General features: G+C 44.5%; 25 protein-coding genes. 15 read left to right on the top strand and 10 right to left on the bottom strand.

The features are described from left to right. Together NH462_RS07250 and metA are read right to left on the bottom strand one after the other, a co-directional pair. Entirely contained in the window at positions 1 to 1,080 is a 1,080-nt protein-coding gene (locus NH462_RS07250) for a homocysteine S-methyltransferase family protein (RefSeq protein WP_253105155.1), read from the bottom strand. After that, positions 1,070 to 2,017 (bottom strand): homoserine O-succinyltransferase, encoded by a 948-nt coding sequence (gene metA, locus NH462_RS07245; protein WP_130126639.1) that lies wholly within the window; start codon positions 2,015 to 2,017, stop codon positions 1,070 to 1,072. Before metA ends, NH462_RS07250 begins: the two co-directional genes overlap by 11 nt. Positions 2,018 to 2,194: 177 nt before the next feature. Here metA and NH462_RS07240 point away from each other — a divergent pair, with 177 nt between their 5' ends. Further along, the gene (locus NH462_RS07240) at positions 2,195 to 3,085 is read left to right on the top strand and encodes a DMT family transporter (RefSeq protein WP_253105153.1); all 891 of its coding nucleotides are present in this window, start codon (positions 2,195 to 2,197) and stop codon (positions 3,083 to 3,085) included. Between the two features lie 46 nt (positions 3,086 to 3,131). On the opposite strand, the gene NH462_RS07235 is transcribed toward NH462_RS07240, so the two are convergent. Beyond that, entirely contained in the window at positions 3,132 to 3,863 is a 732-nt protein-coding gene (locus NH462_RS07235; protein ID WP_253105150.1) for an Ig-like domain-containing protein, read from the bottom strand. A 250-nt stretch (positions 3,864 to 4,113) separates the two neighbouring features. Here NH462_RS07235 and NH462_RS07230 point away from each other — a divergent pair, with 250 nt between their 5' ends. Continuing rightward, positions 4,114 to 5,724 carry a tetratricopeptide repeat protein gene (locus NH462_RS07230; protein WP_253105148.1) on the top strand — a complete coding sequence of 537 codons (1,611 nt, stop codon included), beginning with the start codon at positions 4,114 to 4,116 and terminating at the stop codon, positions 5,722 to 5,724. A gap of 45 nt (positions 5,725 to 5,769) precedes the next feature. Here NH462_RS07230 and NH462_RS07225 read toward each other — a convergent pair whose 3' ends face one another. Then, complete coding sequence (locus NH462_RS07225) at positions 5,770 to 6,240, bottom strand: hypothetical protein (protein ID WP_253105146.1); 471 nt, start codon at positions 6,238 to 6,240, stop codon at positions 5,770 to 5,772. Positions 6,241 to 6,608: 368 nt separating this feature from the next. Here NH462_RS07225 and NH462_RS07220 point away from each other — a divergent pair, with 368 nt between their 5' ends. From NH462_RS07220 to NH462_RS07210, 3 genes are all read left to right on the top strand, one after another. Next, entirely contained in the window at positions 6,609 to 8,210 is a 1,602-nt protein-coding gene (locus NH462_RS07220; RefSeq protein ID WP_253105143.1) for a hypothetical protein, read from the top strand. Between the two features lie 50 nt (positions 8,211 to 8,260). After that, positions 8,261 to 10,249 carry a hypothetical protein gene (locus NH462_RS07215; RefSeq protein ID WP_253105140.1) on the top strand — a complete coding sequence of 663 codons (1,989 nt, stop codon included), beginning with the start codon at positions 8,261 to 8,263 and terminating at the stop codon, positions 10,247 to 10,249. Between the two features lie 91 nt (positions 10,250 to 10,340). Further along, positions 10,341 to 11,786: a metallophosphoesterase gene (locus NH462_RS07210; RefSeq protein WP_253105136.1), complete on the top strand. Its 1,446-nt coding sequence runs from the start codon at positions 10,341 to 10,343 to the stop codon at positions 11,784 to 11,786. Between the two features lie 252 nt (positions 11,787 to 12,038). On the opposite strand, the gene NH462_RS07205 is transcribed toward NH462_RS07210, so the two are convergent. The 3 genes from NH462_RS07205 to NH462_RS07195 all read right to left on the bottom strand — a co-directional run bounded on the left by NH462_RS07205 (position 12,039) and on the right by NH462_RS07195 (position 15,407). Then, positions 12,039 to 12,575 carry a hypothetical protein gene (locus NH462_RS07205; protein ID WP_253105133.1) on the bottom strand — a complete coding sequence of 179 codons (537 nt, stop codon included), beginning with the start codon at positions 12,573 to 12,575 and terminating at the stop codon, positions 12,039 to 12,041. A gap of 14 nt (positions 12,576 to 12,589) precedes the next feature. Continuing rightward, positions 12,590 to 13,171: a hypothetical protein gene (locus tag NH462_RS07200; RefSeq protein ID WP_253105130.1), complete on the bottom strand. Its 582-nt coding sequence runs from the start codon at positions 13,169 to 13,171 to the stop codon at positions 12,590 to 12,592. 109 nt (positions 13,172 to 13,280) lie between these two features. Continuing rightward, positions 13,281 to 15,407 carry a TonB-dependent siderophore receptor gene (locus tag NH462_RS07195; protein WP_253105127.1) on the bottom strand — a complete coding sequence of 709 codons (2,127 nt, stop codon included), beginning with the start codon at positions 15,405 to 15,407 and terminating at the stop codon, positions 13,281 to 13,283. 327 nt (positions 15,408 to 15,734) lie between these two features. Here NH462_RS07195 and NH462_RS07190 point away from each other — a divergent pair, with 327 nt between their 5' ends. Together NH462_RS07190 and NH462_RS07185 are read left to right on the top strand one after the other, a co-directional pair. Further along, the gene (locus NH462_RS07190; protein WP_010369557.1) at positions 15,735 to 16,889 is read left to right on the top strand and encodes a PepSY-associated TM helix domain-containing protein; all 1,155 of its coding nucleotides are present in this window, start codon (positions 15,735 to 15,737) and stop codon (positions 16,887 to 16,889) included. A gap of 6 nt (positions 16,890 to 16,895) precedes the next feature. Continuing rightward, positions 16,896 to 17,369 carry a hypothetical protein gene (locus tag NH462_RS07185; RefSeq protein WP_253105124.1) on the top strand — a complete coding sequence of 158 codons (474 nt, stop codon included), beginning with the start codon at positions 16,896 to 16,898 and terminating at the stop codon, positions 17,367 to 17,369. Between the two features lie 274 nt (positions 17,370 to 17,643). Here NH462_RS07185 and ggt read toward each other — a convergent pair whose 3' ends face one another. Beyond that, positions 17,644 to 19,386 carry a gamma-glutamyltransferase gene (gene ggt / locus NH462_RS07180; protein ID WP_253105121.1) on the bottom strand — a complete coding sequence of 581 codons (1,743 nt, stop codon included), beginning with the start codon at positions 19,384 to 19,386 and terminating at the stop codon, positions 17,644 to 17,646. A gap of 303 nt (positions 19,387 to 19,689) precedes the next feature. On the opposite strand from ggt, the gene NH462_RS07175 reads away from it, so the two are divergent. Together NH462_RS07175 and NH462_RS07170 are read left to right on the top strand one after the other, a co-directional pair. Then, entirely contained in the window at positions 19,690 to 19,872 is a 183-nt protein-coding gene (locus NH462_RS07175) for a hypothetical protein (RefSeq protein WP_010604114.1), read from the top strand. Between the two features lie 32 nt (positions 19,873 to 19,904). Further along, positions 19,905 to 20,117: a hypothetical protein gene (locus NH462_RS07170; protein WP_010369567.1), complete on the top strand. Its 213-nt coding sequence runs from the start codon at positions 19,905 to 19,907 to the stop codon at positions 20,115 to 20,117. 46 nt (positions 20,118 to 20,163) lie between these two features. Here NH462_RS07170 and NH462_RS07165 read toward each other — a convergent pair whose 3' ends face one another. Both NH462_RS07165 and NH462_RS07160 read right to left on the bottom strand, forming a co-directional pair. Next, positions 20,164 to 20,781, bottom strand: a complete 618-nt coding sequence (locus NH462_RS07165; RefSeq protein ID WP_010369570.1) for an HAD family phosphatase — start codon at positions 20,779 to 20,781, stop codon at positions 20,164 to 20,166. Between the two features lie 96 nt (positions 20,782 to 20,877). Beyond that, complete coding sequence (locus tag NH462_RS07160) at positions 20,878 to 21,804, bottom strand: LysR family transcriptional regulator (protein WP_253105119.1); 927 nt, start codon at positions 21,802 to 21,804, stop codon at positions 20,878 to 20,880. A 112-nt stretch (positions 21,805 to 21,916) separates the two neighbouring features. On the opposite strand from NH462_RS07160, the gene NH462_RS07155 reads away from it, so the two are divergent. The 6 genes from NH462_RS07155 (at position 21,917) to NH462_RS07130 (ending at position 26,606) form a co-directional block, all read left to right on the top strand. Continuing rightward, complete coding sequence (locus NH462_RS07155) at positions 21,917 to 22,336, top strand: lactoylglutathione lyase (protein ID WP_010369578.1); 420 nt, start codon at positions 21,917 to 21,919, stop codon at positions 22,334 to 22,336. A 13-nt stretch (positions 22,337 to 22,349) separates the two neighbouring features. After that, positions 22,350 to 23,471: an alkene reductase gene (locus tag NH462_RS07150; protein WP_010369581.1), complete on the top strand. Its 1,122-nt coding sequence runs from the start codon at positions 22,350 to 22,352 to the stop codon at positions 23,469 to 23,471. Next, on the top strand, positions 23,468 to 24,019 hold the full coding sequence (locus NH462_RS07145) for a YbhB/YbcL family Raf kinase inhibitor-like protein (protein WP_253105117.1): 552 nt from the start codon (positions 23,468 to 23,470) through the stop codon (positions 24,017 to 24,019). Before NH462_RS07150 ends, NH462_RS07145 begins: the two co-directional genes overlap by 4 nt. 2 nt (positions 24,020 to 24,021) lie before the next feature. Then, entirely contained in the window at positions 24,022 to 24,960 is a 939-nt protein-coding gene (locus NH462_RS07140; protein WP_253105115.1) for a polysaccharide deacetylase family protein, read from the top strand. Positions 24,961 to 24,972: 12 nt separating this feature from the next. Continuing rightward, complete coding sequence (locus tag NH462_RS07135) at positions 24,973 to 25,491, top strand: ester cyclase (RefSeq protein ID WP_253105113.1); 519 nt, start codon at positions 24,973 to 24,975, stop codon at positions 25,489 to 25,491. Positions 25,492 to 25,652: 161 nt separating this feature from the next. Continuing rightward, positions 25,653 to 26,606 (top strand): tyrosine-type recombinase/integrase, encoded by a 954-nt coding sequence (locus NH462_RS07130; RefSeq protein WP_253105112.1) that lies wholly within the window; start codon positions 25,653 to 25,655, stop codon positions 26,604 to 26,606. Positions 26,607 to 26,628 lie beyond the last annotated feature (22 nt).

Below are 26,628 nucleotides of genomic sequence, written 5' to 3'. Positions count from 1 at the left end.
CTAATTTAAGTTACAGGCTTCAAGACCTGCCAAACGCATCCGCACTTCGATGTTAGGCAAGCTACGCGGCTGGGTTTGCTCAAGGCCTCTCGCGAAGGCGCGAATATGTTCAGGCGTGGTACCACAGCAGCCGCCAACAATATTGATAAACCCTTCGTTACCCCAATCAATAATCTCTTTTGCCATATCGTCGGCTTCTAGGTCGTATTCACCAAACTCGTTAGGAAGCCCTGCGTTTGGATGCACAGAGGTAAAGGTCTCACAAACCCGTGACAGCTCTTCTACATATTGTCTTAATAAGTCTGGGCCTAGCGCGCAGTTGAGGCCGATAGAGATTGGCTTAATATGGCGAATGGAGTTATAAAACGCCTCGGTGGTTTGCCCTGACAGCGTGCGACCGGAAGCGTCGGTGATAGTGCCCGAGATCATAACAGGCAGAGTGACGCCCGCTTGCTCGAACGCTTCTTCTACACCGTAAGACGCGGCTTTGGCGTTGAGCGTATCAAAAATAGTCTCAATCAAAATAAGATGAGCACCGCCCTCGATAAGAGCAAGCGTTGATTCAACATAGGCTGCAACCAATTTGTCAAAAGTGATATTGCGAAAGCCTGGGTCGTTTACATCTGGAGAAATCGAACAGGTTTTTGACGTTGGACCAAGTACACCCGCCACATAGCGAGGCTTGCTAGGATCTTTGGCGGTAAATTCATCACATACCGCACGTGCAAGCTTCGCCGATTCAAGATTAATCTCACGGCTTAGACTTGCCATGTCATAATCTTCCAACGAGATGGTGGTAGCATTAAAAGTATTGGTTTCAATGATATCCGCGCCAGCAGCTAGATAATCGCGATGGATCTGTTTGATTATCTCAGGCTGCGTCAAACTTAGCAGATCGTTGTTGCCTTTGATAAGGACATGCCAATCTTTAAAGCGCTCACCGCGATAGTCTTGCTCTTCTAATTTGTGCTTTTGGATCATGGTTCCCATTGCACCATCTAAGATCAGAATACGTTGCTGCATCGCTTGCTTAAGCTGCTCTGCTATTTGCTCACCGTTTACGGCTACATTATTCGGCATAATTGTTAGTCCTTACATCTTGGCTAACTAAGTTAATATCATAAGGTGTGGTTTGGTAAACATAGTAGTTTAACCAATTTGAGAATAACAAGAATGCATGGCTTTGCCATGTCTTAGATGGACGTTTGCTGGTGTCATTCTCAGGAAAATAGTTCTCAGGCTGCGGTGCGTTGGCCATTTTTTCACAATCGCGAAGATATTCTTTTTGTAGCGTATCGGCGTCGTATTCAGGATGACCGGTAATATATACTTGGCTACCTGAGTGATTTTTAATTAAGTAAGCGCCCACTTTTTCAGAGCCCGCTAATACTACTAGGTCTTTACACGCGTTAATTTTATCGATGTCGATGTGGCCATAGCGCGAGTGTGGCACCAAAAACTCATCATCAAAACCACGAGTGAGCGCCCCGTGGTCAAAGTAGCAGTGGTGTTTAAATACGCCGCAAAGTTTGTCATTTTTGAGCGCTCGCTTTAACCCATAATGGTGATACAAACCGGCATGTGCGGCCCAACAGGAGAACAGGGTTGAAGTAACATGGTGCTCAGCCCAATCAAAAAACGCCTGTAATTCCTGCCAATACACCACATCGTCATATTCAAGATGCGCCAGCGGCGCACCGGTGACGATCAAAGCGTCATAGTTTTGATCTTTCACATCCGAAAAATAGCGGTAAAACATATCTAGGTGTTGCTCTGAGTTTTCAGAGCTGCGATGGGTGTCTAGTCGCAACAAATCAACGTTCACCTGCAAAGGGGTATTTGCCAGTAATCGGATAAATTGCACCTCAGTCTCCACCTTATTCGGCATCAAGTTTAATATCGCGAGCCGCATTGGGCGGATCTCTTGCGTTGATGCACGACTTTGTGGCATCACGAACACATTTTCATGACGCAATTGGGCAATGGCTGGGAGTTCGTCGGTGACGGTGATTGGCATGCGCTGCTCCAGACTAATCGAATGGCATTATTATGGACAAAAACTGGAAAATTTCAACCTCTAGATGTATGGACGTCTAAACATTTTCGGTAATAATTTTATGTCTCACCTCTCACTGATTATTTCAATTTATGTATACTTGCCACCATATTAATAAACACAAGAAGCTTGGTATTTATGATTGGTATTGGCGAAGCGGCAGCGATTGCGGCGGCTGGGGTATGGGCTGGCTCAACTATACTCTACAAACGATTTAGCCATCATCTTAGCCCATTTGAGTTGAACGTCAGCAAAGGCGTCATCGCTTCTGCTTTGATGATCTTGTGTTTGCTCATCGCAGGTGATGCTATGTACCCGACCTTACTCTCAAGCTGGGGCTGGCTGATAGCCAGTGGGATACTGGGCATAGCGATTGGTGACAGCGCCTACTTTGCCGCACTTAGAAATATAGGTCCTGCTCGCACTTTAGTTATTGAAAGTCTTGCACCTGCCATAGCGGGGATCTTAAACATTGTCCTCCTTGGTGTTTATCTCAGCGCATCCGCTTGGCTCGGCATTGCAGTGACGACTGTTGGCGTGATGCTGGCGATTAAGCCAAGTAGAAGCCAGCCAGTATTAGACAAAAAACATTACCTTTTGGGAGTCTGCTTTGCACTCACGGCTGCCATTTGCCAAGCTGCGGGTATGGTACTTTCCAAAGGTGCGCTAAATAACGAAAGCATTAGTAGTTTGTGGGCGGCACTTATCCGCTTGGGCTCCGGCACCCTATTTGTGGCCTTTATTGTTGTTTGTTTGCGATCACAAAGCCTGTTTAAAGCACTCACACTTAAACAAATCGACGGTAAAAACTGGTTATTCGTTGCAGTGTTTTTTGGCACCTTTATTGGGCTGTGGCTACAGTTGATTTCCGTTAATCATACTGATCCCGCTATCGCACAAACCATCTTTGCAACGGCACCGCTCATGGTCATGACGATTGGGCTACTGCGCAGAGAAGCGATTACTAAGTCTATGATGTTTGGAGGCCTAATTGCTTTGGCTGGAGTATTTTTATTGCTAAAAGGATAGCCAATATACACACTTAATATGTGTGCATATTGGCCTGAGTTTGGGGTTAATTTGCTACCGAAATAGAAACTGTCGCTGGCGCGCTTGTAATATCATAAAGGTTGTTACCCTTAATGCGATATTGGAACGAATCCTGGCCAATGAACCCTGCTTTTGGTGTGTAGGTAATGGAATAGTCACTGTTAACAGATACTGTACCGTTAGCGGGTGAGCTAAAAATCTCAACACCATAATAATACGGTACGCCACTATCGTTATCTTTAACGTACACATCAACAGATTGACCAGCAAAGGTTTGTGCCGAGTCATCACTCGGATACACATCGTAATTACCACCAAACGCTTGGTCTAAGCTAACTCTGATCTCTCCCCACTCCGATGTTTCTCCAGCAGGATTAACAATGCGAAAAGAAATCGTATCTATCTTTTGGTTACCGTTGTCTTCGCCTGAAAAATAAAGCACCTTACCCTTAAATTTAACCCAACGTCTGTCTAATGTGTTGTATGCAACCGCCTGACCGTATGTAGTGTAAGTTTTGTCATAAAAGCCAATTTGATCGTAGCTTTTGCTACTATCCAATTGAATACGCAAGTCACTATTTGGATAATTAGGATCAGTCACGTTGCCATCGGCAAAGATATTAAATTCCTCTTGAATGTTTAATCCAGCATTGTACTCGAATATGGCTTTATCAAGCTGAGGAGCGGCACTCACTAATGGTGCAAATAACGTGAAACCGACGCTAAGTGACTTTAGCCACATTGTATTTAACTTCATTTTTATTTCCTTATGGATTGATTTCCAGCTTCTTCAGCTGGGCCTTAATTAGCAACAAGACCAAACCAAAAACACATTAAACTAACAATATTAACAAATCGAGACTTGGTCGTACTGGCAAAATTAAACAACAGCAGCTAGACAGCAACAAAATACAAAAAATAGTCAACCTGAGATTTGTTAAAGGCAGACACGACTTTTTGTTACCACTATATTAATATGTAAAAACAATGTATCTAGACTAATATTTATGCCTTTGCTTTTAGCTTTACTGCTCGTTGTGTTACCGGCGCATGGTTCAGAATGCCCAAGTGCTAATAATGCTAACCTCACAAGCCAAATTTTGTCTTGTAAGCAACATCTTGAAACGCTTGAACCCAACGGTGCCCAAGCTTTTGATGCACACCTTGAGCTTGTTAGCTTGTATCGTCGAGTGGGTGACATAAAGCTCAGCAATCAAATACTGGATGAGTTGATAACATGGAAGTTAACCACACTCCAACGCTTTCAGGTGTTAAGACAAAGTGGTATTAATCGTTATCGCCAGCGCAATTATATTCAAGCGCTTAAGAGCTTCCACGAAGCGCAAACGCTTGCGGCTAAGTTGCAACAAAACGAACTCCTGGGTAAATCAGCAAACGATTTAGCTAATGCTTATCAGGCACTCGGAGATCTAGATACCGCCCTTACTTTATTTTTAGAAAGCTACCAAATAGCGAAAGCAACCAATGACCTGCAGAGGCAAGCGATCACACTTAATAATTTAGGGAATGTGTCGAGGGATATTAATCAGTTGGATGATGCCATTCTCTCGTTTCGTCAAGCCCATGCGCTCCACCAGCAAGCTGGCGACCAAGTCAAAGCGAATCACACCTTGCTAAGCATCGCGGAGGTATTTTACAAAAAGCGCGACTACAACAAAGCAACTGAAATCATTGAAGATTTACTTCAACCTTTGACACAAAGCGGTGCCTATACTCAATTGTCTCGAGCCTATTTATTATTGGCCGAAATTGCCATTGCTCAAAATCATATCGCTCAGGCACAACAGCAACTCGCTTCATTCAAACGCACTCGGCAACTAATTCAACACGGTAAAGTTGATCAGCGAGCACTGCTTATTGAAGCCAAACTCAAGCAGCTTGAGGGCGATAACCTAACAGCACAAACGTTACTTAAACAGGGGCTTGAAGCACATAATCAGCAAAATAGTCAGCTTACGGAGTTATTTTACATTGCCTTATTGCAGTCCCAACTACAAACACACGCTTATAAAGAAGCGGTAGAGACTGCACAGCGTTATAATGACATGCTTAAAAGTAGTCGTATACAAAGTGAGAACCTTTATCAATTTCGCCTCCAAAGCGCTAATGTCTTGGCCGCACCTGAGCAACAAGCAGAGACAAATATTGTGTCTCATATATTCATCGGGCTTATCGCATTTTTAGCAGGTGTGCTGGTTACTTACTGCTTTATTCGCTATACCACCCGCACCGGCACTCATGGATTGCACAGTAAACATACGAGCATTGACGAACAAGCCGCAAGACTATTGATGGTTGAGGTGATGACGCTCACTTTGGCACTTTGGGAGCAAAATAGTGGCAAAACTCGTGTCGAATTAGCGGAAGAAAGCAAAGTATGGAAAGTGAATATCGATGATGGTCGCTTACGAGTGCGTACTCTTGAACGCTATCTTAATATCAAAACGCTGCCCAAAAAGCCGCGTATTCGAAATATTGTTACCACGGCACAATATGTACTCACTCAATGCCAAGAAGACGCTAATCTCGATACCGTGCCTCTTTCTCAAAAAGTTGCACAACTGGAACAAATCTTAGCTTGCTCCAACGCGGCTTAATATCTACAACAAAGGGGCTTCCGCCCCTTCTGGTATTAACAGGCCCTAGTTAACCGTAACAGTCTCACATAAATAACATGCTAAAGTCACGCCCATACCGGCCTCATATTCTTGGTGATGGCGCTCTCCTTTGAATTCAAAAGGTCCTTCGAAGCGTGGATACACTGTCATATCAGGCTTTAAGCTATTACTAAAGCCTTTCATATTTTGATGTAGGGATTGACACATTTTATTACCCATATCATAAGCAAGCCGCCAATCATCAAACTGGCCACAATCTAGTTGTGGTGTAATGCGACCAGAAATACTTTGCTTGGGACTTGTGCAAACATTACTTCCTTCACTGTGTAAATATTTAAAGGTCCCAGCGGTTAATGTCATTTTACCTAGTAGGATCGTTTGCCGCTTTGGACATTTCGCCCCATCAGCAACTTCGAACTGCGCTATCATTTCTGGGCTATGGGCTTGTACAAAGCTCGCAATCAAAGTTGCTCCCAATACTATTACTCGTCTCATAACTGTCTCCTTATTGGTTATGACACCGTTATTAGATTGCGAATGTACTCACGTTGAGACTCCAATAACGGCGATAGCAAAATCCTGCCTCAAGCGCATATTGATTGCAGCAAAAGTTACGGGGCAATTGGGTAAATTCGGGTAAAAGTATATGCAAAACTTTGATATTTAAGTTTTTATTTATCACCGCTTGATATCAAAACTTACCTAGCCTAATGCGTCCGCTTAATACCAAAGGTTTTACCCAAGTTGACCCTAACTGGCCCTACAACCTCCTATTCAATTGCTGAAAAAGTTTCCAACATCACAATGCAAGTTAACAATGCATGAGGCATGTCGACTCTGCACAACGATGAAGGAATAGAAAAATGAAACAGAGAAATTTCACCCCAAAGTTAGTCAGCCTAGTTACCAGCACGTTGTTACTAGGTACTATTTCGCTGCAAGCCGCAGAAGAATATGGAGAAATGGCACCCTCTCAAGTAAGCCCAGAAGCGTGGCAAGCCATTTCAAACTGGTCTCAAGACCGTGTTTCCTTGCTTGAATATATCTCCGACAACGACGAAGAATATGAATTAGACCGCTATGTCGATAGCTTGATCCGCGACTATCGAGATGGGGAGATGCTAAGCCAAGCAAAAGCATTAGATCAAAACGTATTATCAGCATGGGAAGATGCTTTTACCGAGCAAGCGCCTGAAGATAACTTTTTCTTTACTCGATATCTTATTCAATTTAAGCCAGCGGTATTCGAAAAATGGACACAACAGCAAAAAGTGCCAACACTCAGCCAACATTTAGAGCTAAATGCACCGCAGCTTTACAGCACTTGGCATAAGGAATACGCAGCTCCTAAACGTAAAGGGCTCTCGGTACTTGAATACGATAGGACGCTACCGTCAGATATTCTTGCCGAATTAAAAGAATTGCTGACTAAAAAACCCATCTTCGGGCCTAAGTCACAATGCTCATGTCAGATGGTGACCCCTTCAACCAGCACAGGCCAAGTGGTCACTAACTACCCATCAACCCAAACGCCTTGGAGCACATCCACCAGCGATGGTAGTGGTTTTTCAAAGCACCATGCTTATGTCAATACCTCAGCCTACGGTGCCTTCCACTCAGCTAAGGGCAAACGCTGGTCAAAAAATAAAGCGCTCAGTTTCGACAACACCTCAGCCCATAACTCGACAGAGTTCCACGTCAAAATGTTGTGTGCAGACACTGGGGGATTTGCATGTAATCAAAGCAATGCCTGTTCGGGCAATTTAGAAGTCAGAGGCACTTATTCAGCTCGCTACCACGTAACCGGGCAAGCTAAAAAAATCTGGTCAAAAGGGACCAACTCACATGCAACGGACGGCGCAAAATTTGCGGTCGATTTGCCAGGAGCTGCACCTGAAGTCATCTTGTTTAATAAAGCCGGTGGCGCAGCCATGGGATACAACACCACATGGAATTTGAACTCCACCATTGGAGTCGTCAAAGCCGCACTTGGCATTACTTCTGCAATCGTCAATGGTAACCCTGGCAGCTTGCTGGACGGTCAATTGGCCGATGCGCTTATCACCAACTTGGCAGGCATGATCACGCGTTCAGGTAATCAAGCCAGTGTTACCACCACAATGCGCGCGCGCTTTGATTCGTCCGATGTCAGTCCTTTCTTGTTGCAACCCAATGAGGTGTATCACTTTACCCTTGATTCAAAAGGTCGGGTGCAAGCCAGAGGCTACGGTGGTTATTCGGACAGTCATTACGAATATGGTAGCTCAGGCGCGGTGATGTATGCGGCAAATCACTTTACCTGTGGCAGCAATGTCAATGCTCCAGCACCAACAGGGTTATGGTTCTATTCGTCACAATCCGGTCCTGATAGCGATGCGTCGTTACGTAGCGACGTTGAAAACTGGCTCTCTGTCCAACTCAACAAACCCGTTAATGCGGGCCAACGCCAAGGCATCATTCACTAGGTTTTTGTTAAGGGCGGCTATGCGCTGCCCTACTCCAATAAGGAAAGATTATGAATAAGTTCATCGCCACCACGCTTACCTGCTGGGCTTTGTCTTTAAGCGTTAACGCCTCAGCAGAGTCAGAGCACTACGACACATCAACCCTACCGCTATTATTTCACGCTGGTCAACAAGGTTATCAAGCCCTTTCACCTTGGTATTCTTTTCAATATCAGGACCAAAGGATCACCTTACAAACATGCGCAGAAGATGCCTGCAAACAAACGCTGCAATTTCCCCAATTAGAGCAAACTGCACCATTCAATAGCGAGACGTATGAGCCCAGCTATCAAGGTGAAGCTGGAAACATGAAAAAGTTAGAGAGTTACTCTCAACTCCAGCTCGGTTATCTAAAAGAAAACAGACTCTATGCCAGCGGCAATCAACGGCGTTTACTGTTCACGTTACAACTCGCGTCGGGTAAAGCTGAGTTACCCTTTGTATTTAATGATAACTATGACGAATCTCTGACAAAAGATAAGTCATCCCTTACTCGAAGTTCCCCCTCCTGCGCCAAAGCCTGTAACACTACTTGGCAAGCATTTAGCGTGAATAAATCCGGTCAATATAGTCCGGCTACTTTTGTTCGAGATGAAGCAGGAAGTTGGCTTATTCAAAGTACTCACGACGCTACTCGCATTGAACTTACCACTTTAATCGGACAATATCAGCCGCCGGCGCTGCGTCATCACCACAATGACAACACACAGTCTAGTTATTCGTTGAATGACGATAGTTTAATTGTAACTCGCCAAGCTGATAGCGTATCTCGTCACATACTTAACCAAACTCAGGTTGTTGGCCTAAGTGATAAGCATTGGTTGCTGCTTCAAAATACCGACCTCACCCTCACGGATACCAACTCAAATATTCAAGCCAAGCGTCCAATCGCACAACTTGAGCTATCACGCCCACTGGCAAGCTATCTTGATAACGATCGCTTATATTTATTGGGGTTATCACCAAGAGACGCTGTGATTAAACCATCGCAGCAAACGATTATGACGCAGTATCCAAAGCTTCATGAAGACGCCCTCGTTGCCACCTCTCTACTAGAACTAGATTTAGAACTACAGGTTATTTCGGCCACAACGGTATTTATTCCTGACACCGAGTTTGCTGATATTCGCATTACTCGCAATGCTTGGGGAATATTGGTTAGCTCCGGCGAAGTTTCGGCACGTTCAACAACACATACATATGAAAGCAATCAATCGGCATCAGCAATGTCTGGCTGCCCGATGATAGCCAATGGCTATGGTTATGGCTTGCTATGCTGGAAGGCGTTAAATAACCCAACACTCACCTATACTCCCAATGCCGCAAGCACAATGATCCCAACGACGGTAGTTGACAACACAACGCCAAATCTAATGAATCAATTAGAAAACAATCAATATGGGATTATTTTTAAAAATGGGGCAACGCCAACCGATCCGGGTGGAGTGTGGACTCATCCAGATAATGTTGCCACCAGTAAGGAAGATTTAGGGTTGGCTGTGGCCATGTACCATTATCGCTGGGGTTCACCTGTCGCGGCGAATATCGTCTACCCATCAGGAAGTCCCGCACAGCCAGTGATGTTTAGAAAGGTGGAATATCAAGCGGCGAATAGCAGTAATTTGCCACATAATGTTTGTAATCATTTTGCTGCCAGCTCAGGTTACCCTGAGTATCAGGCGGCTGATGCTTGTATGACACAGCCAGGTTTTGGCCTATTTAGCCTCGAAGATCTTACCTTCGACCGTTGGCAAGGGGGGAATTATTATCCGAATCAAACAGTCAGTGGGCAGGATAATTCTTGGTTTCCTTGGTATACCAACTTTGTTGGCGATCCACCGGTAACAGAAATCTTTGAACAGGCCTCGAGTGCTGAAATGCTTGCACGATTGCAATTCAACCTAGCGCAGTTTGGTAAAATCAACCAAGACACCTATGTTAACGGCACACGCTTTAGCCAAGATATAGTCAACGGCTTCTACCGCTGCAAACACCAATAATCAGCTGTGAATAAGGATATTCGTATTCAAGACTCGCAAATAGTTAACAATGCATTAAACTTCATTCAACTGTTCAAAAAGGAATGAAGTCATGCGCATCATCATCGCCATTGCGACGCTCAATTTAATTGCTTGTAGCAGCACGTTTGCAGTCCAACAAGCGAATACCAAAGTATTAGGCGCTTACTCAATGTTTGCGCCTTCCACTACTGAAGCCCCAAATATCTACGCGCGCGTCGTTGTTGACGGCGTGCTCAGCGACGCCAATCAATGCCCAAGCTTGCTCTTTGGTAAAAAATCCATGCCGATGCAGTTGCGAGCAATGAGTCCAGACCAAACACACTTTCCGGTTTCAGTATGTGAAGCAAAAATCTCCCCAAACACGGCTTATACCGTCAGTGATAGCCAATTCTCGTTAGCACCCGTGACATTCGATCCGAATAAAATTGCGGTTTTTGGCGACACTGGCTGTAAGTCATCCGTTTGCGAAAACAACACTGCTGCCGAGCCGTTTAAAACCCTCGCAGAGCAAGGGGCAAAGCAACAACCACAATTGTTGCTCCATATGGGGGATTTCAACTACCGAGGCACGGGTGGTGCGATTTCCGGTGATACCTATGCTTATGACGCAGGCGATGGTGGATATGGTGGTACTAGCTGCGGTCTTAACGATACCTACTACAGTCAAAACGCGTTAAATAGCCCAAGACCAGATACATGGAGCAACTGGCAAGCCGACTTTTTTGCCGCAACAACGGATCTTTCAGCAACCGCACCATGGATTTTTGCGCGAGGCAATCATGAACTTTGTAGCCGCGCAGGAATTGGCTGGTTTTACTTTTTTGGCCCGGGAGCCAATCTTCCTGATGCCATTGACCAACAGCAATGTCCATCTCAAGGGGATTATAATCAACCGCCACAATCTGCAAGTGCCCATATCATTGTGCAAAACTCCTATACCATCAACTTAAAACCGCTCAGTGTGTGGGTAATGGATAGCGCCAATGCCTGTGATGCCAGTGCTGATAATGGCCTGACAAAAGTCTACCAACAGCAATATCAACGACTTAATGTCAGAAGCGAACTGCTCAAAGCCAAACCCATGTGGATTATGAGCCACAGACCCATTTGGGGCGTTGAAGACCCAACAACCAAAGACACACTAAATGTGATGTTGCAAACCGCGCTGAAGAGCACCAGACAAGGTAAGTTGCCTGCTCACGTAACTTTATCACTCGCAGGACATATGCATATTTATCAGTCTTCAACCTTTGCTGCCAGTACCGCACGCCCTCCACAAATCGTTGTCGGCAATAGCGGCGTCAGCCTCAGTGATACCAATGCCTTTAGTGAATTTGATTATGCACTTGATAGCCAAAACGCAATCGTTAACGAGCAAGGTAAGTTCGGCTTTTTATCCATCAAGCTTGGCAAAGATGGCGCGTGGCAAGGGGAGTTTTTGGATGAAAGTGGTGCCGCTTTTCTGACCTGCAGCAGCGAAACTACAGATAAACAAGCGGTATGTCGCACGAAGTAAGCGCGACTCTTACATCCTTAATCACTGACAACTTGAGTTACTCGCCTTGTATCATCGTGTTTTTGATACCAAGCGAGTAGCAGCAAACGCGAGTCCTGAAATAAACATCACTACTGCTAAACCATAAACGTGGTTAACACTGAATAATAGCACGCTCGCAATCAATGTGAATATCGCAAAACGTACCGCATACGAATTATTAAACCGTATTATGCCAGCTTAGATTTTACTTAATAAGAACATCACGCCGAATCATTCGAACTGTTCTAGCGTATGCATAAGACTAAACGGATGCTGTAAAAACTCGGCTTGGTAGGTTCTATTGCGAACACTTTCTGGTAGCTGGTTAAACTCCAACTCCGTTTCAACATAATCGAAATAAACGCTGGAGCTTACCGTGTTTAGTGCATTGACGAACCTTAAGACTTCTGACTGATTTTGCACCGCTAAATTCGCAGCAACAAGTCTGGCGAACTCGCCATATTCTTCGGCTTCACATTCTCTTTTTTGGTGAATATAAAAATAAGATAAAACGATACCTCGCTGCTGCGGGGTAATATTAAGGCTGTGTAATTGTTTTGGTGTAATAACACGCGCATTTTCGCAAGCCGCTTTTTTATCACCCAGTTGTGTTACGCTATTTAACAGCTCACGAAGCAGCGCCTTTTGAACTGGTGCTAATTGTTCAACTGGATACTCAATAGTCGGCGTAAGATCTACTGACATTGTTTCAGCGTTAGTTTGCGGCGCGAACGCAAACAATATCAAAACTAATAGCAGGGGTTTCACAAATATTCCTTTTATCACTCGTGTCCGTGAACTTGCTCCAAGCTTTGAAACAAATTAAAGTTATCTCGAAGAAAATCCGCTTTTAGCGCGGCCGTTTTAACGGTCTCAGGTAAAGCGTTGAACTCAGCCTCAAACTCAATAAAATTTGCGTAACGCCCAGAAGATAGCACGTTCATTGCTTTCACCAGCTTAAGCTCCCTCGGGCTCTTATGCATCACATAATTTATAGCGACTGTCCTTGTAAAAGCGCCAAACTCCGCAGATTCACACTGATTTTTGTTCAAACCATCAACATAAAAAAGCACAGTGGTGTAGTACTCTACATCCATTTTGAGTGAGTCCAATTGCGACCTTTTCAACACAGTCGCAACGTTGGCACATTCTATCCGTTTGTTGTGTAATCGGTTATAGCCCTTAATTAATTCAGCCATAGCGTGCTGCTCAAGGCCATGTAGTGCTAGGTCATGCAGTAAAGTGGTAAGTTCATTAGGTGGCAGCGGTAGCTGGTTAAGCACATTTTGATAGTCCGGTGTGGCGGACGCTGTACTCATATTTACTATAAAGCCAGCGACCAAAAAAACAGGGGATAAATTCATTGCAAAATTCCTTTTTGACTGTATTGCCTCCAAGCGTACAGTTCTTGCAATAAATAAACAATGAACAACAGCGTGGCTCACTAGCCACGCTTTGTTAGTTTACAGTCTGCTAAAAATCATAGCTAAAACTTAAGCTGTAATTTCTCGGCGCACCATAGCGGTACTGATCAAAGAAGCCTATTTGGCTGTAGTACTTTTCATCGAAGAGGTTTTCTACGTTGAGTTGTAGCGCCATATTGTCTGCCAGTACGTAGTTTGCCATCAAGCTAACCAGTGAATAGGCATCTTGCTCTAGCCTATCGTTGCCCGTTACTGAATAAGTGTCATCCTGCCAGTTCACGCCACCGCCAAGCGTCAACTCAGGTAAAGCATTCACAAATTGGTAAGTCGTATACAACTTAAATTGCTTTCTTGGGTTATCCGTATTCACTTCAACGCCGTTGGCATCTTCTGCTTTGTATTGTGAATAACCCAAATGCACATCAAAACCGTCAGTTAACTGACCCACCACTTCAAATTCGAAGCCTTTACTGGTTGTGCCTTCAGCAGCATATTGCGCGACTGTATTTACCGAACCTGGAACTATGTATCCAACATCATCTTGAGCTAGATTATCTTGTTCGATTTGGAAAATCGCCAATGTTGTTTGCAGCGTATCATCTAAATAGGTGCTTTTTAGCCCCACTTCGTATGATTTTCCTTTGATTGGATCAAGGAAGTCACCGTTACGGTCTTGGGCATTTTGCGGCTGGAATATTTCTGTGTAACTTGCATACACTCGCTGTGTTGTCGACAAGTCGTACAAGGCGCCAGCGTAAGGTATAAATACGCCATTGTCGCCAAAATCAGTGATGACGCCATAGCTTTCGCCTTCGCGCTGCCAACTCGACAAACGACCACCCGCTATTACTTTAAGCTCATCGCTAAGATTTAGCCTTGTTGCGGCGTAAAACCCTTTTTGCTCGGTATCCATATCTTGAGCAACTGAGGTTTCTGTGCCCCACGTCGGCTCAGGGAAATTGCCGTCCCACTCGTAAAAATTGCCAACTGGCAAAAAGGCATTATCGAGCGCAGCGAAAGTGAGGGTATCGGCACTCTGCTCACTGTAAAGCGCGCCAGTTACAAAATCATGCTCACGACCGGCGAGTTGATAAAAACCTTTAAGCTGGATATCAAAGCTGTCTTGGTTACTTTCACCTGTACTTTTATAAGGCCAAGACGCTAAGCCCTCACCCGTTGTTTTATCCAACGTGCCGAATAAATAGAGCAGCTCTGTATCTTGCTCGTATTTCAGCTTGTTGTAATTGGCAACCAGTTCCCAGCCATTTGCAAAGTTGTGACTAAAGTTCACAAAAGCATTGGTGCCAGTAGTTTGCCACTCTGTCCAATTTGCAGCCGTGGTTTTTTCAATTTCCCAGTCTGTTTTACTTCCATCGGTAAAGAAAGTAGGTAATGCCCCCCAAGTTGGACTGGTAGGGTCGTTACGCTGATAGCTAGCACCAACGCGGATCGTCGAATGCGTGCTTAAATCCGCTTCTAGTACCCCATAAAGCACGGTACTTTCGTCAGAAAAGAGATCTAAATACAAGTCACCTTCTTCATACTTCGCCACCACACGTCCACGCACACTGCCATCGTTAGTTAATCCATTGGCAACGTCCACCATCACTTCTTTATTGTTCCAGCTCCCCAAAGAGACACTAGCAAAACCTGTGAGGTCGGTGCTATTTGCATGTTTGCGTACTAGGTTAATAGAAGCTGAAGGATCGCCCGCGCCGGTTAATAACCCCGTTGCACCACGCACAAACTCCACGCGCTCATATATCGCAACATCCGCGATGGTTTCACCTGAATCCCCCGCCAAACTCCATGACAAAGGAACGCCGTCAATTTGATAATTGGTAATGTCAAAGCCACGTGACTGCAACGTATTACGAACATTATCAACTTCTTTCGCTGACACCCCAATCGCATTTAATACGGTGTCGGTCAACGTATCGAGCTTTTGCTCTTTGATCCGTGCAGCGGTAATAACGCTAACAGATTGCGGCGTCTCAAGAAGGGATAACCCTAAGCCAGTTGCGGTGTCTATCACTTCATTGACGGTGTATTTTCCCGTCACAACTATTTTTTCAATTTCTTCATTATCTTGCTGTGCTGCTTGCACCTGTAATGCTGACGTGCCGAGCGCTGCCATAACAGCAAATGAGAGCGTTTTGAGAGGCAGAGTGTTCACTGGGTTCATCCTAATATTGTAAAAATTAAAACGATAATAATGCAGATGATAACCATTAGCAATAACATTAAGATGAATTACAACCAGTTTCGAACCCGATTTAAGGAACGTTCCCAAAAACTGTAACCAACTAATTTAAAACAATTTTCCCATAAAGGAAACGAGTAATATAAACCGCTAAACGAATAAAACATGCCATTTAACGCACATCCAAATGAATATAATTGCTATTTACACTTTTAAAAAGATATACTTTATTTACATTTTTGCGCAAATACTCCCTCAGCTTTAATTTGTCGCCGTCATTCAAAAAACTAGGAACACACAATGGCAAAGAAAATAAGCAACAAGTTTTGGTTTCAGTTGCATGGTTGGTTTTCACTGCCAATATGGCTACTGTTTTGCTTTATTTGTATCACAGGTACCATTTCCGTTTTCAGCCATGAACTTACATGGCTTACCAACCCTGATTCTCGGGCACATAACCCCAGTCAAGTAAGTGAGATGTCAGCGGGCTCAGTGTTACGCGCGTTTAAGGATGAGCACCCAAGTGCAGATGTCATGGGGCTCAATGTGAGAGAGCCCTATTTGACCTACGTGGTGATGTTTACCGACGTCGACAAGCCCTATGCGCTTGCATACGTAAACCAGTACACAGGAGCTGTTCAGGAAATAAATGACGGCAATACGTTTATTAACTTTATGCGTTCACTACATGGCTGGCTGCTATTTCCATGGCAAAATGGCTATAGTGTTGGTTACTATTTAGTGGCGTTTATGTCACTGATCCTATTGGGCGCGTTGATCACAGGCCTGGTGGTATACAAAAAGTTTTGGTTAGCGTTTTTTCAGTTTAAGCTGCGTAAATCACAAGGTGGTCGCACCCTTGCCGCTGACATCCATAAACTCAGTGGAGTATGGTCGCTTTGGTTTATGGCCGTAATGAGCCTTACCGGACTGTGGTATTTAACGCAAGCGGTGCTGTGGCATGCTGGTGTTGAACTCGAACATCATGAAACATTAAATGCAGCGAATATACCCAACTCAACAATAAACGCGAATGCAGTAGAGACCAGTGTTGATCTAGCGCTCGCTGAAATCCAACAACAGTACACTGACTTTCGTCCAAGTTACATCATGCTACCTGAGCATAACCGCGATACGCTTAAAATCAGTGGCGCAAACGACTACGTACTCTATGACGATTACAGCATTAATATTGCCTACAACACTTGGAATGATACAGTCGTTCATCATGCAAACCCTGATTCAATGACAGGCTTACAAACGGTTATGCACATCACAGATCCACTGCACTACGGCACCATTGGAGGGATCTGGACAAAAGTCATCTGGTTTATTTTTGGCTGTATTTTATCCGGGATGTCAGTTACCGGATTTATCATGTATCAGCTTCGGACCAAACGCGCGCGTAGCCAAGAACGAAGCAATGCAAGACAACTAAAAGCACAACAAGGGTAAATCGCCATGAATGCAGTCAAACGCTTTATACAACACAATAAATATTGGTTAAATGCTCTATTGCTGGTATTGCCAGCTTGGTTTTATTATCAATCATTACATCCAGAATTTCCCGCTCCATTGGCGGAGCAAACACTTGGAAAGTACAGCATTACACCAATGCCTTTTGACGACAAGCCGCCATACATCCACGATAACTTATACGTCAAAGACTTCTTATTGCTATTTAATAAAGGCGATGTTGATTCTATGCGTCAAGGCTATCTCAATATCGGCCCCAACGCGATGCCACTTGCACAGCTTATGGAGCATGAGCTCGGGATCCTTCACGGCACAAAACACGGTCAACACGTACATGCTTTAGCAAAGAAAACATTATCAAAAAACGACAAGGTTTGGCTGACGATTGAAACTTGGCAAGGCGAAGTCATCGTCATGAATTGGCCACTGCCAGAGTATTTAATCAAAGAAAGCGCATAGAAAAGGGGCATCTCGCCCCTACTCGATTTAAATTGCACTTAAGACTCAATAGAAATCAGGATATTATACCAGTTGTATTAAGTAAATGATCTATCTTGAAGCGGGGAAATAGCTTTAGTAGCACCGCTCTCGCGTCCTGCTACCGCTAAGGTACCTATATCCATATAGGCAAGGCAAAAATTTTGCTATTTAGTTGTTCTAAATGAGAAATTTTTAACGAAGCTAATATGCTATTTCACCCTTCAAATTGATTAGAGAATTAATTCAATTGGTATTAGTACCCCACCGCAGCGCTATCTGCACGCCTTGGATCTGAGGAGCCAAATAGACCTTTGTCGGTAAGCATGATTGACTGGGTTGAGCCCATCGCATTCTGCTCTGAAAGTGTGTGTCCTTTGTTTTCAAGTAGACGTCGAGTATCCACATTTAAGCTACGTTCAATACGAATTTCATCTGGTAACCATTGGTGGTGAATACGCGGAGCCACAGTTGCTTCTGCGATATTCAAGCCATGATCGATAACATTCATAATGATTTGCAGCGTGGTGGTGATAATACGCGAGCCACCAGGGCTACCCGTTACCAAAAAGGGTTTACCCTCTTTCATTACAATCGTCGGTGTCATCGAGCTCAACGGGCGCTTCTTGCCTTCAACAGCGTTAGCTTCTCCACCAACCAGACCAAAACCATTTGGTGTGCCGGGCTTTGCCGAGAAATCATCCATTTCGTTGTTAAGTAGAATGCCAGTGCCAGCCGCGACAATACCTGAGCCATAGCTAAAGTTAAGCGTGTAAGTGTTACTCACCGCATTGCCCCACTTATCTACCACAGAATAATGCGTGGTCTGGTTACTCTCATAAGGTAATAATTTACCGGGCTTAATCTCGCGGCTTGGCGTCGCTTTGTCTGCATTTATTTGTTTACTGCGCAGCTTTGCATAGTGCTTATCCACCAATGCTTTAACGGGTACGTCGTAGAAATCAGGGTCGCCCAAATATTCACTGCGGTCAGCATACGCACGTTTCATGACCTCAGCCATTAAATGGACGGTAGCAGCGCTATTATGCCCAAGCTCACCAATCGGGTATTGCTCCAGCATATTCAGCATCTCGATGATATGCACACCTCCAGATGAAGGAGGCGGCATAGAAACTATGTCGTAGCCGCGATATGTACCTTTTACCGGCTCACGCTCGACCGCTTTATAGCCTTTTAAGTCATCCAGCGACATAATGCCACCAGCTGCTTCTACCGCAGCAACAATTTTCTTTGCTGTCTCGCCCTGATAAAAGCCCGCGCTGCCTTTTTCGGCAACAAGTTCCAAAGAGTGAGCCAAGTCAGCCTGCACCAGCCATTCATTTGGCTTGTAGCTGCTACCATCTTTTTTATAAAACACAGCCTTAGACGCCGGTACACCAAGCATTCGTTCTTTGATATAGCTATGAGAAAGCGAATTGGCTAAATCAGAGGTCACTTTTATGCCATCACGCGCTAATTTAATTGCAGGCTGAATAACTTGGTTAAGTGTCAGGGTGCCATATTTTTCGAGTGCTAACTCCATTCCCATAACCGTTCCGGGAACACCCACCGCAAGGCCGTGCTGAAGGCTTAGCTTTGGGTTTACCTCGCCGCTTTCATCAATAAAAATATCTTTATGTGCACGGCTCGGCGCCATTTCGCGATAATCAATCGCAATGGTTTTATTTTCTTTTGCCAGATGCACTAGCATAAAGCCGCCGCCGCCAATATTTCCGGCTCTTGGCAAAGTCACAGCAAGGCTAAAACCTACTGCGACAGCTGCATCAACAGCATTGCCACCTTGCTTTAAAATCTCTACACCAACCTGACTGGCAAGTGCCTCTTGGCTAGATACCATGCCGTGTTCAGCCCATATTGGCTGTGCTGTGGCTTTAGAACTAAATATTGGTGACTCGTCAGCTTGCGCCGTGTTACCAAACGCAACACCCACGCACAAGGAAACAGAGCAAGACCACACCAAGGCTGTTAATTTACGCATCTTCATCCCGCTTTTTAATTATTCTCATGTTGCAGTGTTGCATGATTAAAAAGACCAAACAATATCGATGCGTTGGGCGACTGGCAGTGCAAATGTACGTTACACCATAGTTGCTGCACTCAAGGCCAAAAAGCAGCTTGTCATCGAGCGTTGAAGTTACACAGGGTTGAAATAAGGCAATTGCGAAAAACATAAATTTAACCTTTAAAAAACATATTTGACAAATAATTTATGTTGGGTACAGTCAACAATGCAGTTTATTTTTTGTACGACAATTCAAGCTTTCACAATAAGGAAAATAAGATGAAATTAACACTAACAAAAAGAAAGATAAAACAACTGAACCATACTGCAGGCTTGGAAAAAGCCCAAACACCAAACATCGCGGGAGGTTATTTAACCGCGGGTTGTGACAGAGAAATAACCGAGTTATGCAACACGAAAGCATTTGGTTCTTGCTATAACTGTGGCTCTCTTCGCTGTTAATACGCTTTCTTACCACCCAAAGGAAATGAAAAATGAAAATTAAACTGAATAAAAAGCCGCTTAAAAACTTAAACAATGCTCAAGCTATTACGCCACAAGCAACCCCCCAAATTGGTGGTGGTGTAAACCGTTTGACTGATTTGGACTGTGTACCGACTAACCGCCACGATTGCCGTACAGGTGCTATCTCTTGTTACGGTGATCACGACTGCGCTTTCACCAATAGACAGTATATGTGCGATTAATTCTTTTTAGGCCCGCACTTGGGCCTATTTTGGAGTCTCAACCCGATCAAAACACCAATCCTAGCTCACGCAACTCGCGCTCAGCTTGCGCCGCATTAAAAAACTGAATGCCATGTAATCCGACCTGCTTTGCACCTTCAACGTTCGCTAAGACATCATCAAGAAAAACACAGTCATCTGCCGCCAGTTGGTAGCGCTCCAGTAAGTGAGTAAAAATAGCTTTACCGGGCTTCATGCAGCCAAGCTCAGCAGAAATAATTTCTCCGTCAAAGTGTTGCCAGAAAGTATGACGCGCTTTTAGGTGGCTCACAATCTCATGCACATTGTCGGTGAGGGCATATGCACTATATCCAGCCGCCTTTAGGCGCTGCATCAGTGAAAGCGTGCCATAAAGTGGGATCAGCGATTCTTTGATATAAAAGAACAGTTCGTCAGCTTGCTCAGAGGTTAAGTGACAGGTTTGCATAAAAGCGTGCTTGGTGTCTGCTTCAGTCAGTTCTCCTCGATTAATCGCAAACCAAATCTCACTGTGGAACAACTGCTTAGCTAGACTCTCAACGTCGCATTGGTTGCCAAAGGTAAGCCGAACTATCTCCTCTGGTGACCACCTCACAAATACGTTACCAACGTCAAAAATTACGTGTTTAATATTGCCAATTGCCATCCTTGAACCTCTTTAGTTAATTTAAATATGAGCGTTTATTATGCATATCTTTATCACTTACGCACGGCTAATTCGTTAGACTTCATTGAAATAAAATCAATCATGCATTTGTTGTAAATACTCGCTAAAAAAGGTGAGAAAAGCTTTGACTTGACGAGGTTGAAACTGCCTAGATGGATAAATAGCTTGTAGCGCGACTTTATCTGAGTCCGTTGGACTAAATCCCAATGTTTGAGTTGGCAACAACTCCACCAATCGTCCCGCTTTAATATCTTTGTGAACATCCAGCCACGACTTGATGGTGATCCCAAGCCCTTGAATAGCCCAGTTCCGCAATACTTCTCCATCTGAACTCACTAAACAGGTAGGCACGGTTTCAATGATGCTTGCTTGCGTGTCTCTGTCGATAAAATACCAATCGTTTAGCGCCTGTCCTGCTCTTTCCAGTACTAAACAGCGATGTTGCTGTAATGCTTGATAGCAATCTGGTGTACCATACTGTTCGAGATAGTTTGGGGCGGCAACCAGCATTCTGCGGTTGTTTAACAGAGGCCGAGATATCAAGCTGCTATCATTTAAATTACCATAACGAATGGCAATATCAGTGCCAGACTCAACTAATTTGACTAAGCCCTCCCCTAGGCTCAGGTTAACCACCACCTGTGGATGCTGCGTGGCAAACTCCGCAACGGCGGGAACCACGTACTGACGGCCAAAGTCTGAGCTTGCTGCAATTTTGAGTGTGCCTCTCAAATCAGGATCGGCATCTTGCAGTAGCGCCTCCGCCGCCGCAACCTCCTCAATAACTCGCACACATCCTTGGTAAAACCGCTCTCCCGCTTCTGTCAGTTTGATACTTCTGGTGTTTCGAGTGAGTAAACGGGTTTTATAGTGCGCTTCAAGTGCATTGATCCGTGCGGTCATGCTCGCAGGAGAAAGCCCTAATACTCGCCCTGCCGCAGCCAGGCCATCAGAGCGCACCACTTGAACAAAAAGCGCCATATCGTCTGCTTTGCTTTTCATTGTTCACCTTTTATGAAAAGTAATTTTACATATAAGCCAATTATCAAATATTAATAAACAAATAGACTGTTCTCAACGCATAAATCGCTAACACCAATGGAGGTAACACACCATGCAGTTAGATCACTTTTTGTTTAGAGCACGTGACATGGCAAAGATGGCAATCTTTTTTGAGCAGGTGCTTAGGCTTAAAGAAGGCTTACGTCCACCTTTTCCATTTCCAGGAAAGTGGTTCTATGGCGACCAACAACAACCTTTCATTCATCTGGTTGAACAATCTCCACATACCCAAGCACAGGTTGAATACCTTGGCTCTGTGCAAACCGCAAGCATGGGTACTAGCAACATAGATCATATTGCATTTCGTGGTGATGATTACCCTGGGTTAATCGCCCGACTAGAGCGTTTTGGCGTTCGCTATGTGGAACGAGATGTCCCCGTTAGCAATGAGCATCAGGTTTTTATCTTTGCACCTGAATCTCTAAAAATTGAAGTGCTGTTTCCACGCCACATCAACTCACTTGTTCAATAATTAGGAGAATACTATGTCTGATCCATTGTTATTTACGCAGAAAAAAATCGGTAATTTAATCTTACCAAACCGCATTTTGATGGCACCAATGACCCGCTCTCGAACAACACAACCGGGAGATATTCCAAACCAGTTGATGGCAAAGTACTACGCCCAACGCGCTTCGGCAGGGCTTATCATTAGTGAAGCCACACAAATCTCTTGTCAGGGCAAGGGATATTCATTTACTCCCGGAATTTATACCGCTTCGCAGGTTGCCGGATGGAAGGAAATCACCCATGCAGTACACCAAAAAGGTGGTCGTATTTTCTGTCAGCTTTGGCATGTCGGTCGTATGTCTCACTCTACTTTTCATGAAGATGGCCAACCCGTGGCCCCCTCAGCACTCGCGCCTGACGCACAAGTGTGGGTAGTCAATGAAAAAGGAGTGGGTGAAATGGTCGATTGCCCGACACCACGCGCGCTGGCAACCCAAGAAATACAGAGCATAGTCGAAGATTATGTTCATGCGGCTGAAAATGCCATGATGGCAGGGTTTAATGGCGTTGAGATACACGCTGGTAACGGCTACTTAATTGACCAGTTTTTACGCCGCAGCTCTAATCAACGTCATGATCAATATGGTGGCTCGAAGGAAAACCGAATTCGCTTTGCGGTTGAAGTTATCACCGCGATTAGCCAAGCAATTGGGCCTGAAAAAGTAGGGATCCGATTAGCGCCTTTTATTACTCAACGTGGCATGCAAGACGAAGAGGCCATTGATACTATCTTGCTCGCCGCGGAGCACTTTAACCGCCTAGGCATTGCCTATGTGCACTTAGCTGAAGCAGACTGGGATGATGCGCCGGTCGTGACGGAGAGTTTTAGGCAAGCACTAAGAAGAAAATTTCACGGCGCCATTATTGTGGCGGGAAATTACGAGCCAGAGCAAGCCGAAGCCCTTATTGAACAAGGCCTAGTCGACTTTGTGGCTTTTGGTCGCAAATTTATCTCCAACCCAGATCTCGTATACCGTCTGATTCATCAATTACCTTTGAGTCCAATCAACCCTGATGCGCCTTTATTTGGTGGTAGCGAGCAGGGCTACACCGACTATGCAGATTTTCAACAATTAAGAGCAAAAGGTGCAATATGAAACCATTATTACTGAACTTATCCCTAGCCTCTATGGCATTACTCGGTGCAACCAATGCAATCTCAGCACCTGAGTTTACACTAGAAAGCCCAGATCTTGTTGCCGAAAAATCTATTCGACCATTTCAATACTGGGATCAATTTGGCTGCGAGGGAAACAGCACACGGCCAACCTTAGTTTGGTCAAATGCACCTAAACAAACCAAGAGCTTTGCGGTGACATTTTACGATCAAGACGCGCCAACCGGCAGCGGATTTTGGCACTGGCAAGTGTATAACCTGCCCAAAGACACCACGAGGCTCACAGAAACTTTACCAAGCCAAGCCATTGAAGGTAATACGGATTTAGGAAAGCCTGGGTACTTTGGCCCGTGCCCGCCTATTGGTCGCAAGCATAAATACACCTTTACCGTACATGCGCTAGATGTAGTTACACTCCCCGTGCCAGCTGGTGCAACGGCACCACTTACTGGATTTTTTATCCACCAGCATAGCTTAGCGCAGGCAACACTTTCTGTGTATGCAGGCCCAAGAGACGCAGGAGAATAACCATGCGTACCACGTTGACCACAAGTATTCGAGCACTACTAACAGCAACCGCCCTGCTTGCAGGCACAGCCCACGGCGCTGAAGTAGAGTCTGGCAATTACTGGCCTGATGATGCTCAATTGGTGATCTCTATCTCCATGCAGTTTGAAGCAACCGCACAAGACCCAAGCGATCCGGGGCCATTTCCTCAGCAAGAAGCAGGCTACCCCGACACCGTCGCTCTTACTTGGTATCAGTATGGCATGAATGAAGGGATCCCACGATTGCTTAAGCTTTGGGATAAGCACAACATCAAAGTGACGTCCCACATGGTAGGAAAAGCTGCAGAGCTCAATCCTGAACTTGCCAAAATGGTGGCTCAAAAGGGGCATGAGATTTCAGGTCATGGACAAAACTGGACACCACAATACTCGATGACACCCGAAGCAGAACGCGCGTCTTATATTCACAGTGCAGACGTGCTTGAAAAGATCACAGGGCAAAGACCACAAGGCTTTAATGCGTTTTGGATGCGCCACTCTGAGCAAACATTAACTATTTTGCAGTCCCTTGGCTTTGTCTATCATATTGATGATTTATCTCGGGATGAGCCTTCGTTTACTCCAGTCAATGGCAAACCCTTCGTGGTGGTGCCTTATACCTTTAGAAATAACGATATCGTGCGCTATGGCAGCAGTTCCGCAATGACAGCAAAAGCCTATTTGCAAGAGTTAAAGGACGAGTTTGACGTGCTTTATGAAGAAGGAAAATCCCATCGCCGTATGATGTCTATCAGCGCACACGACAGGCTCGCAGGCAGCCCTGCTCGCGTAAAAGCACTTGACGACTTTATTCGCTACGCGAAATCGCACCCAAAGGTTAAGTTTATGCGCAAGATAGACATCGCGAAATGGACTCTAAAGCAGCAAGACGTACCAACCAACCCAGAGCGCGTGTTTTAGAGGTGCTCGGTAATGATTAAACATGCTTTAATTTTAGCGCTAAGTGTCAGTGCGACTGTAGCATTAGCAGCACCCAATGAGGGGTTACCCGTAGCAAAGGTTGCGCAAATTTGTGACTCAGTACAATGTCAAATAGCCGCGAATGCCGCATTGCAATACGCTGCTTTTTGGCACAGTGGAGACACTAAGTTTGCGAGACAGGCACTAAGTAACACATTTACTGATATGACATTACCAAGAGGTAGAAAGCAGGGCTTGAAAGGCGTGCTAGAAGCCTCATCAGGATTTCGTCGCGCAGTGCCAGACCTGAAAGCAGAAGTCGAACACTTACTAGTCAGTGGTTCATTTGTCACGGTACGACTACGTTTTTTTGGACACTTCAGCGGCCAATTTGGTGAGCACCAAGGAGCAGGTCAAGCCATTGATTTTCGAGCCGTCGATGTTTACTACGTTGATGGTGAGAAAATTACTAAAAATTGGCACCTAGAAGACTACCATACGCTCTTTGAACAAATGCAAATTAACGAATAAACAATTATTGTCATAATACCGAGGCTCCGACTTGGAGCCTATTTAACAAATAGGCTTGTATTCTACACTCCTTTAAATCCGTTGATTGTATACTGTTTTTATCAACAATCTGTTCTAATACGGTCATTAAATTAGGTATTAGCAAAAGTAGATTTATCGCAGTGCAATCAATAAACCAACTTTCTCAACAGTTCATTTCCCTGTGTAAAGATAAACGTAAACTCTCAAATCACACCTTGAAAGCGTATCAAATAGACTTAAAGCAGTTTATGCAGGCACTTGATGAAAATAAAAGCATTAAAGATATTAGCAAAGTAGACTTATCACAGTTCCATCAATTTCTAGTTGATTCCGAGCTATCAAACACATCAATAAAGCGCAAAATGGCGTGTGTAAGGGCTATGTTCCAGTGGCTTGAGCGAGAGGAATTCATCGAGCTTAATCCTTTTCATAAATTTCAGCTAGACATTAAGCTACCCAAAAGATTACCAAGAAACGTACCACACTCAGACTTGAAACGCTTGCTCAAACAAGCCAGAAAAAACTGTAAAAACTTATGGGTAGAATCATCAAACACATATAGCATCAGTCAAAAGCGCATGCTAAATGAATTTACTTCACTCATCGCGTTAGAACTTATGATTAGCACAGGGATCCGCGTCTCTGAGCTTGCTGGAATTTGTTTAACTGACATCTATATCAACGAAAAGAAGATTAAAATCTTAGGTAAGGGAGCCAGAGAACGGTTTGTGTATCTCACAGATCAAGAAATAGCCAAATTACTCAAGAACTATATTGAAAGCCGCGCTATTTGCGCACCACATTGCGATCATTTACTGATTAATAGCCGCGGGGAACCCGCCTCAACGCAATTCTTACGCAAACTAATCAAAAAACTTAGTCAACAAGCATACACCCAACTCAAAGTCACTCCACACATGCTAAGGCACAGCGCAGCATGCGAACTACTTGAATCAGGCCTCGACATTCGCTTCGTTCAACGGTTGCTCGGACATAGTAGTATCTCAACCACGGAAATTTATACCCATGTTACCGATAATGCTCTGCAAAAGAAGATCACTAAAGCCAATGTAAGGAAACGAATTGCTAGTTAGTAAGGATAACTACTAATTATGA

The organism is Pseudoalteromonas sp. OANN1 (assembly GCF_024124685.1).
Taxonomy (GTDB): domain Bacteria; phylum Pseudomonadota; class Gammaproteobacteria; order Enterobacterales; family Alteromonadaceae; genus Pseudoalteromonas; species Pseudoalteromonas piscicida.
This window is presented reverse-complemented; position numbering and strand designations above follow the sequence as displayed.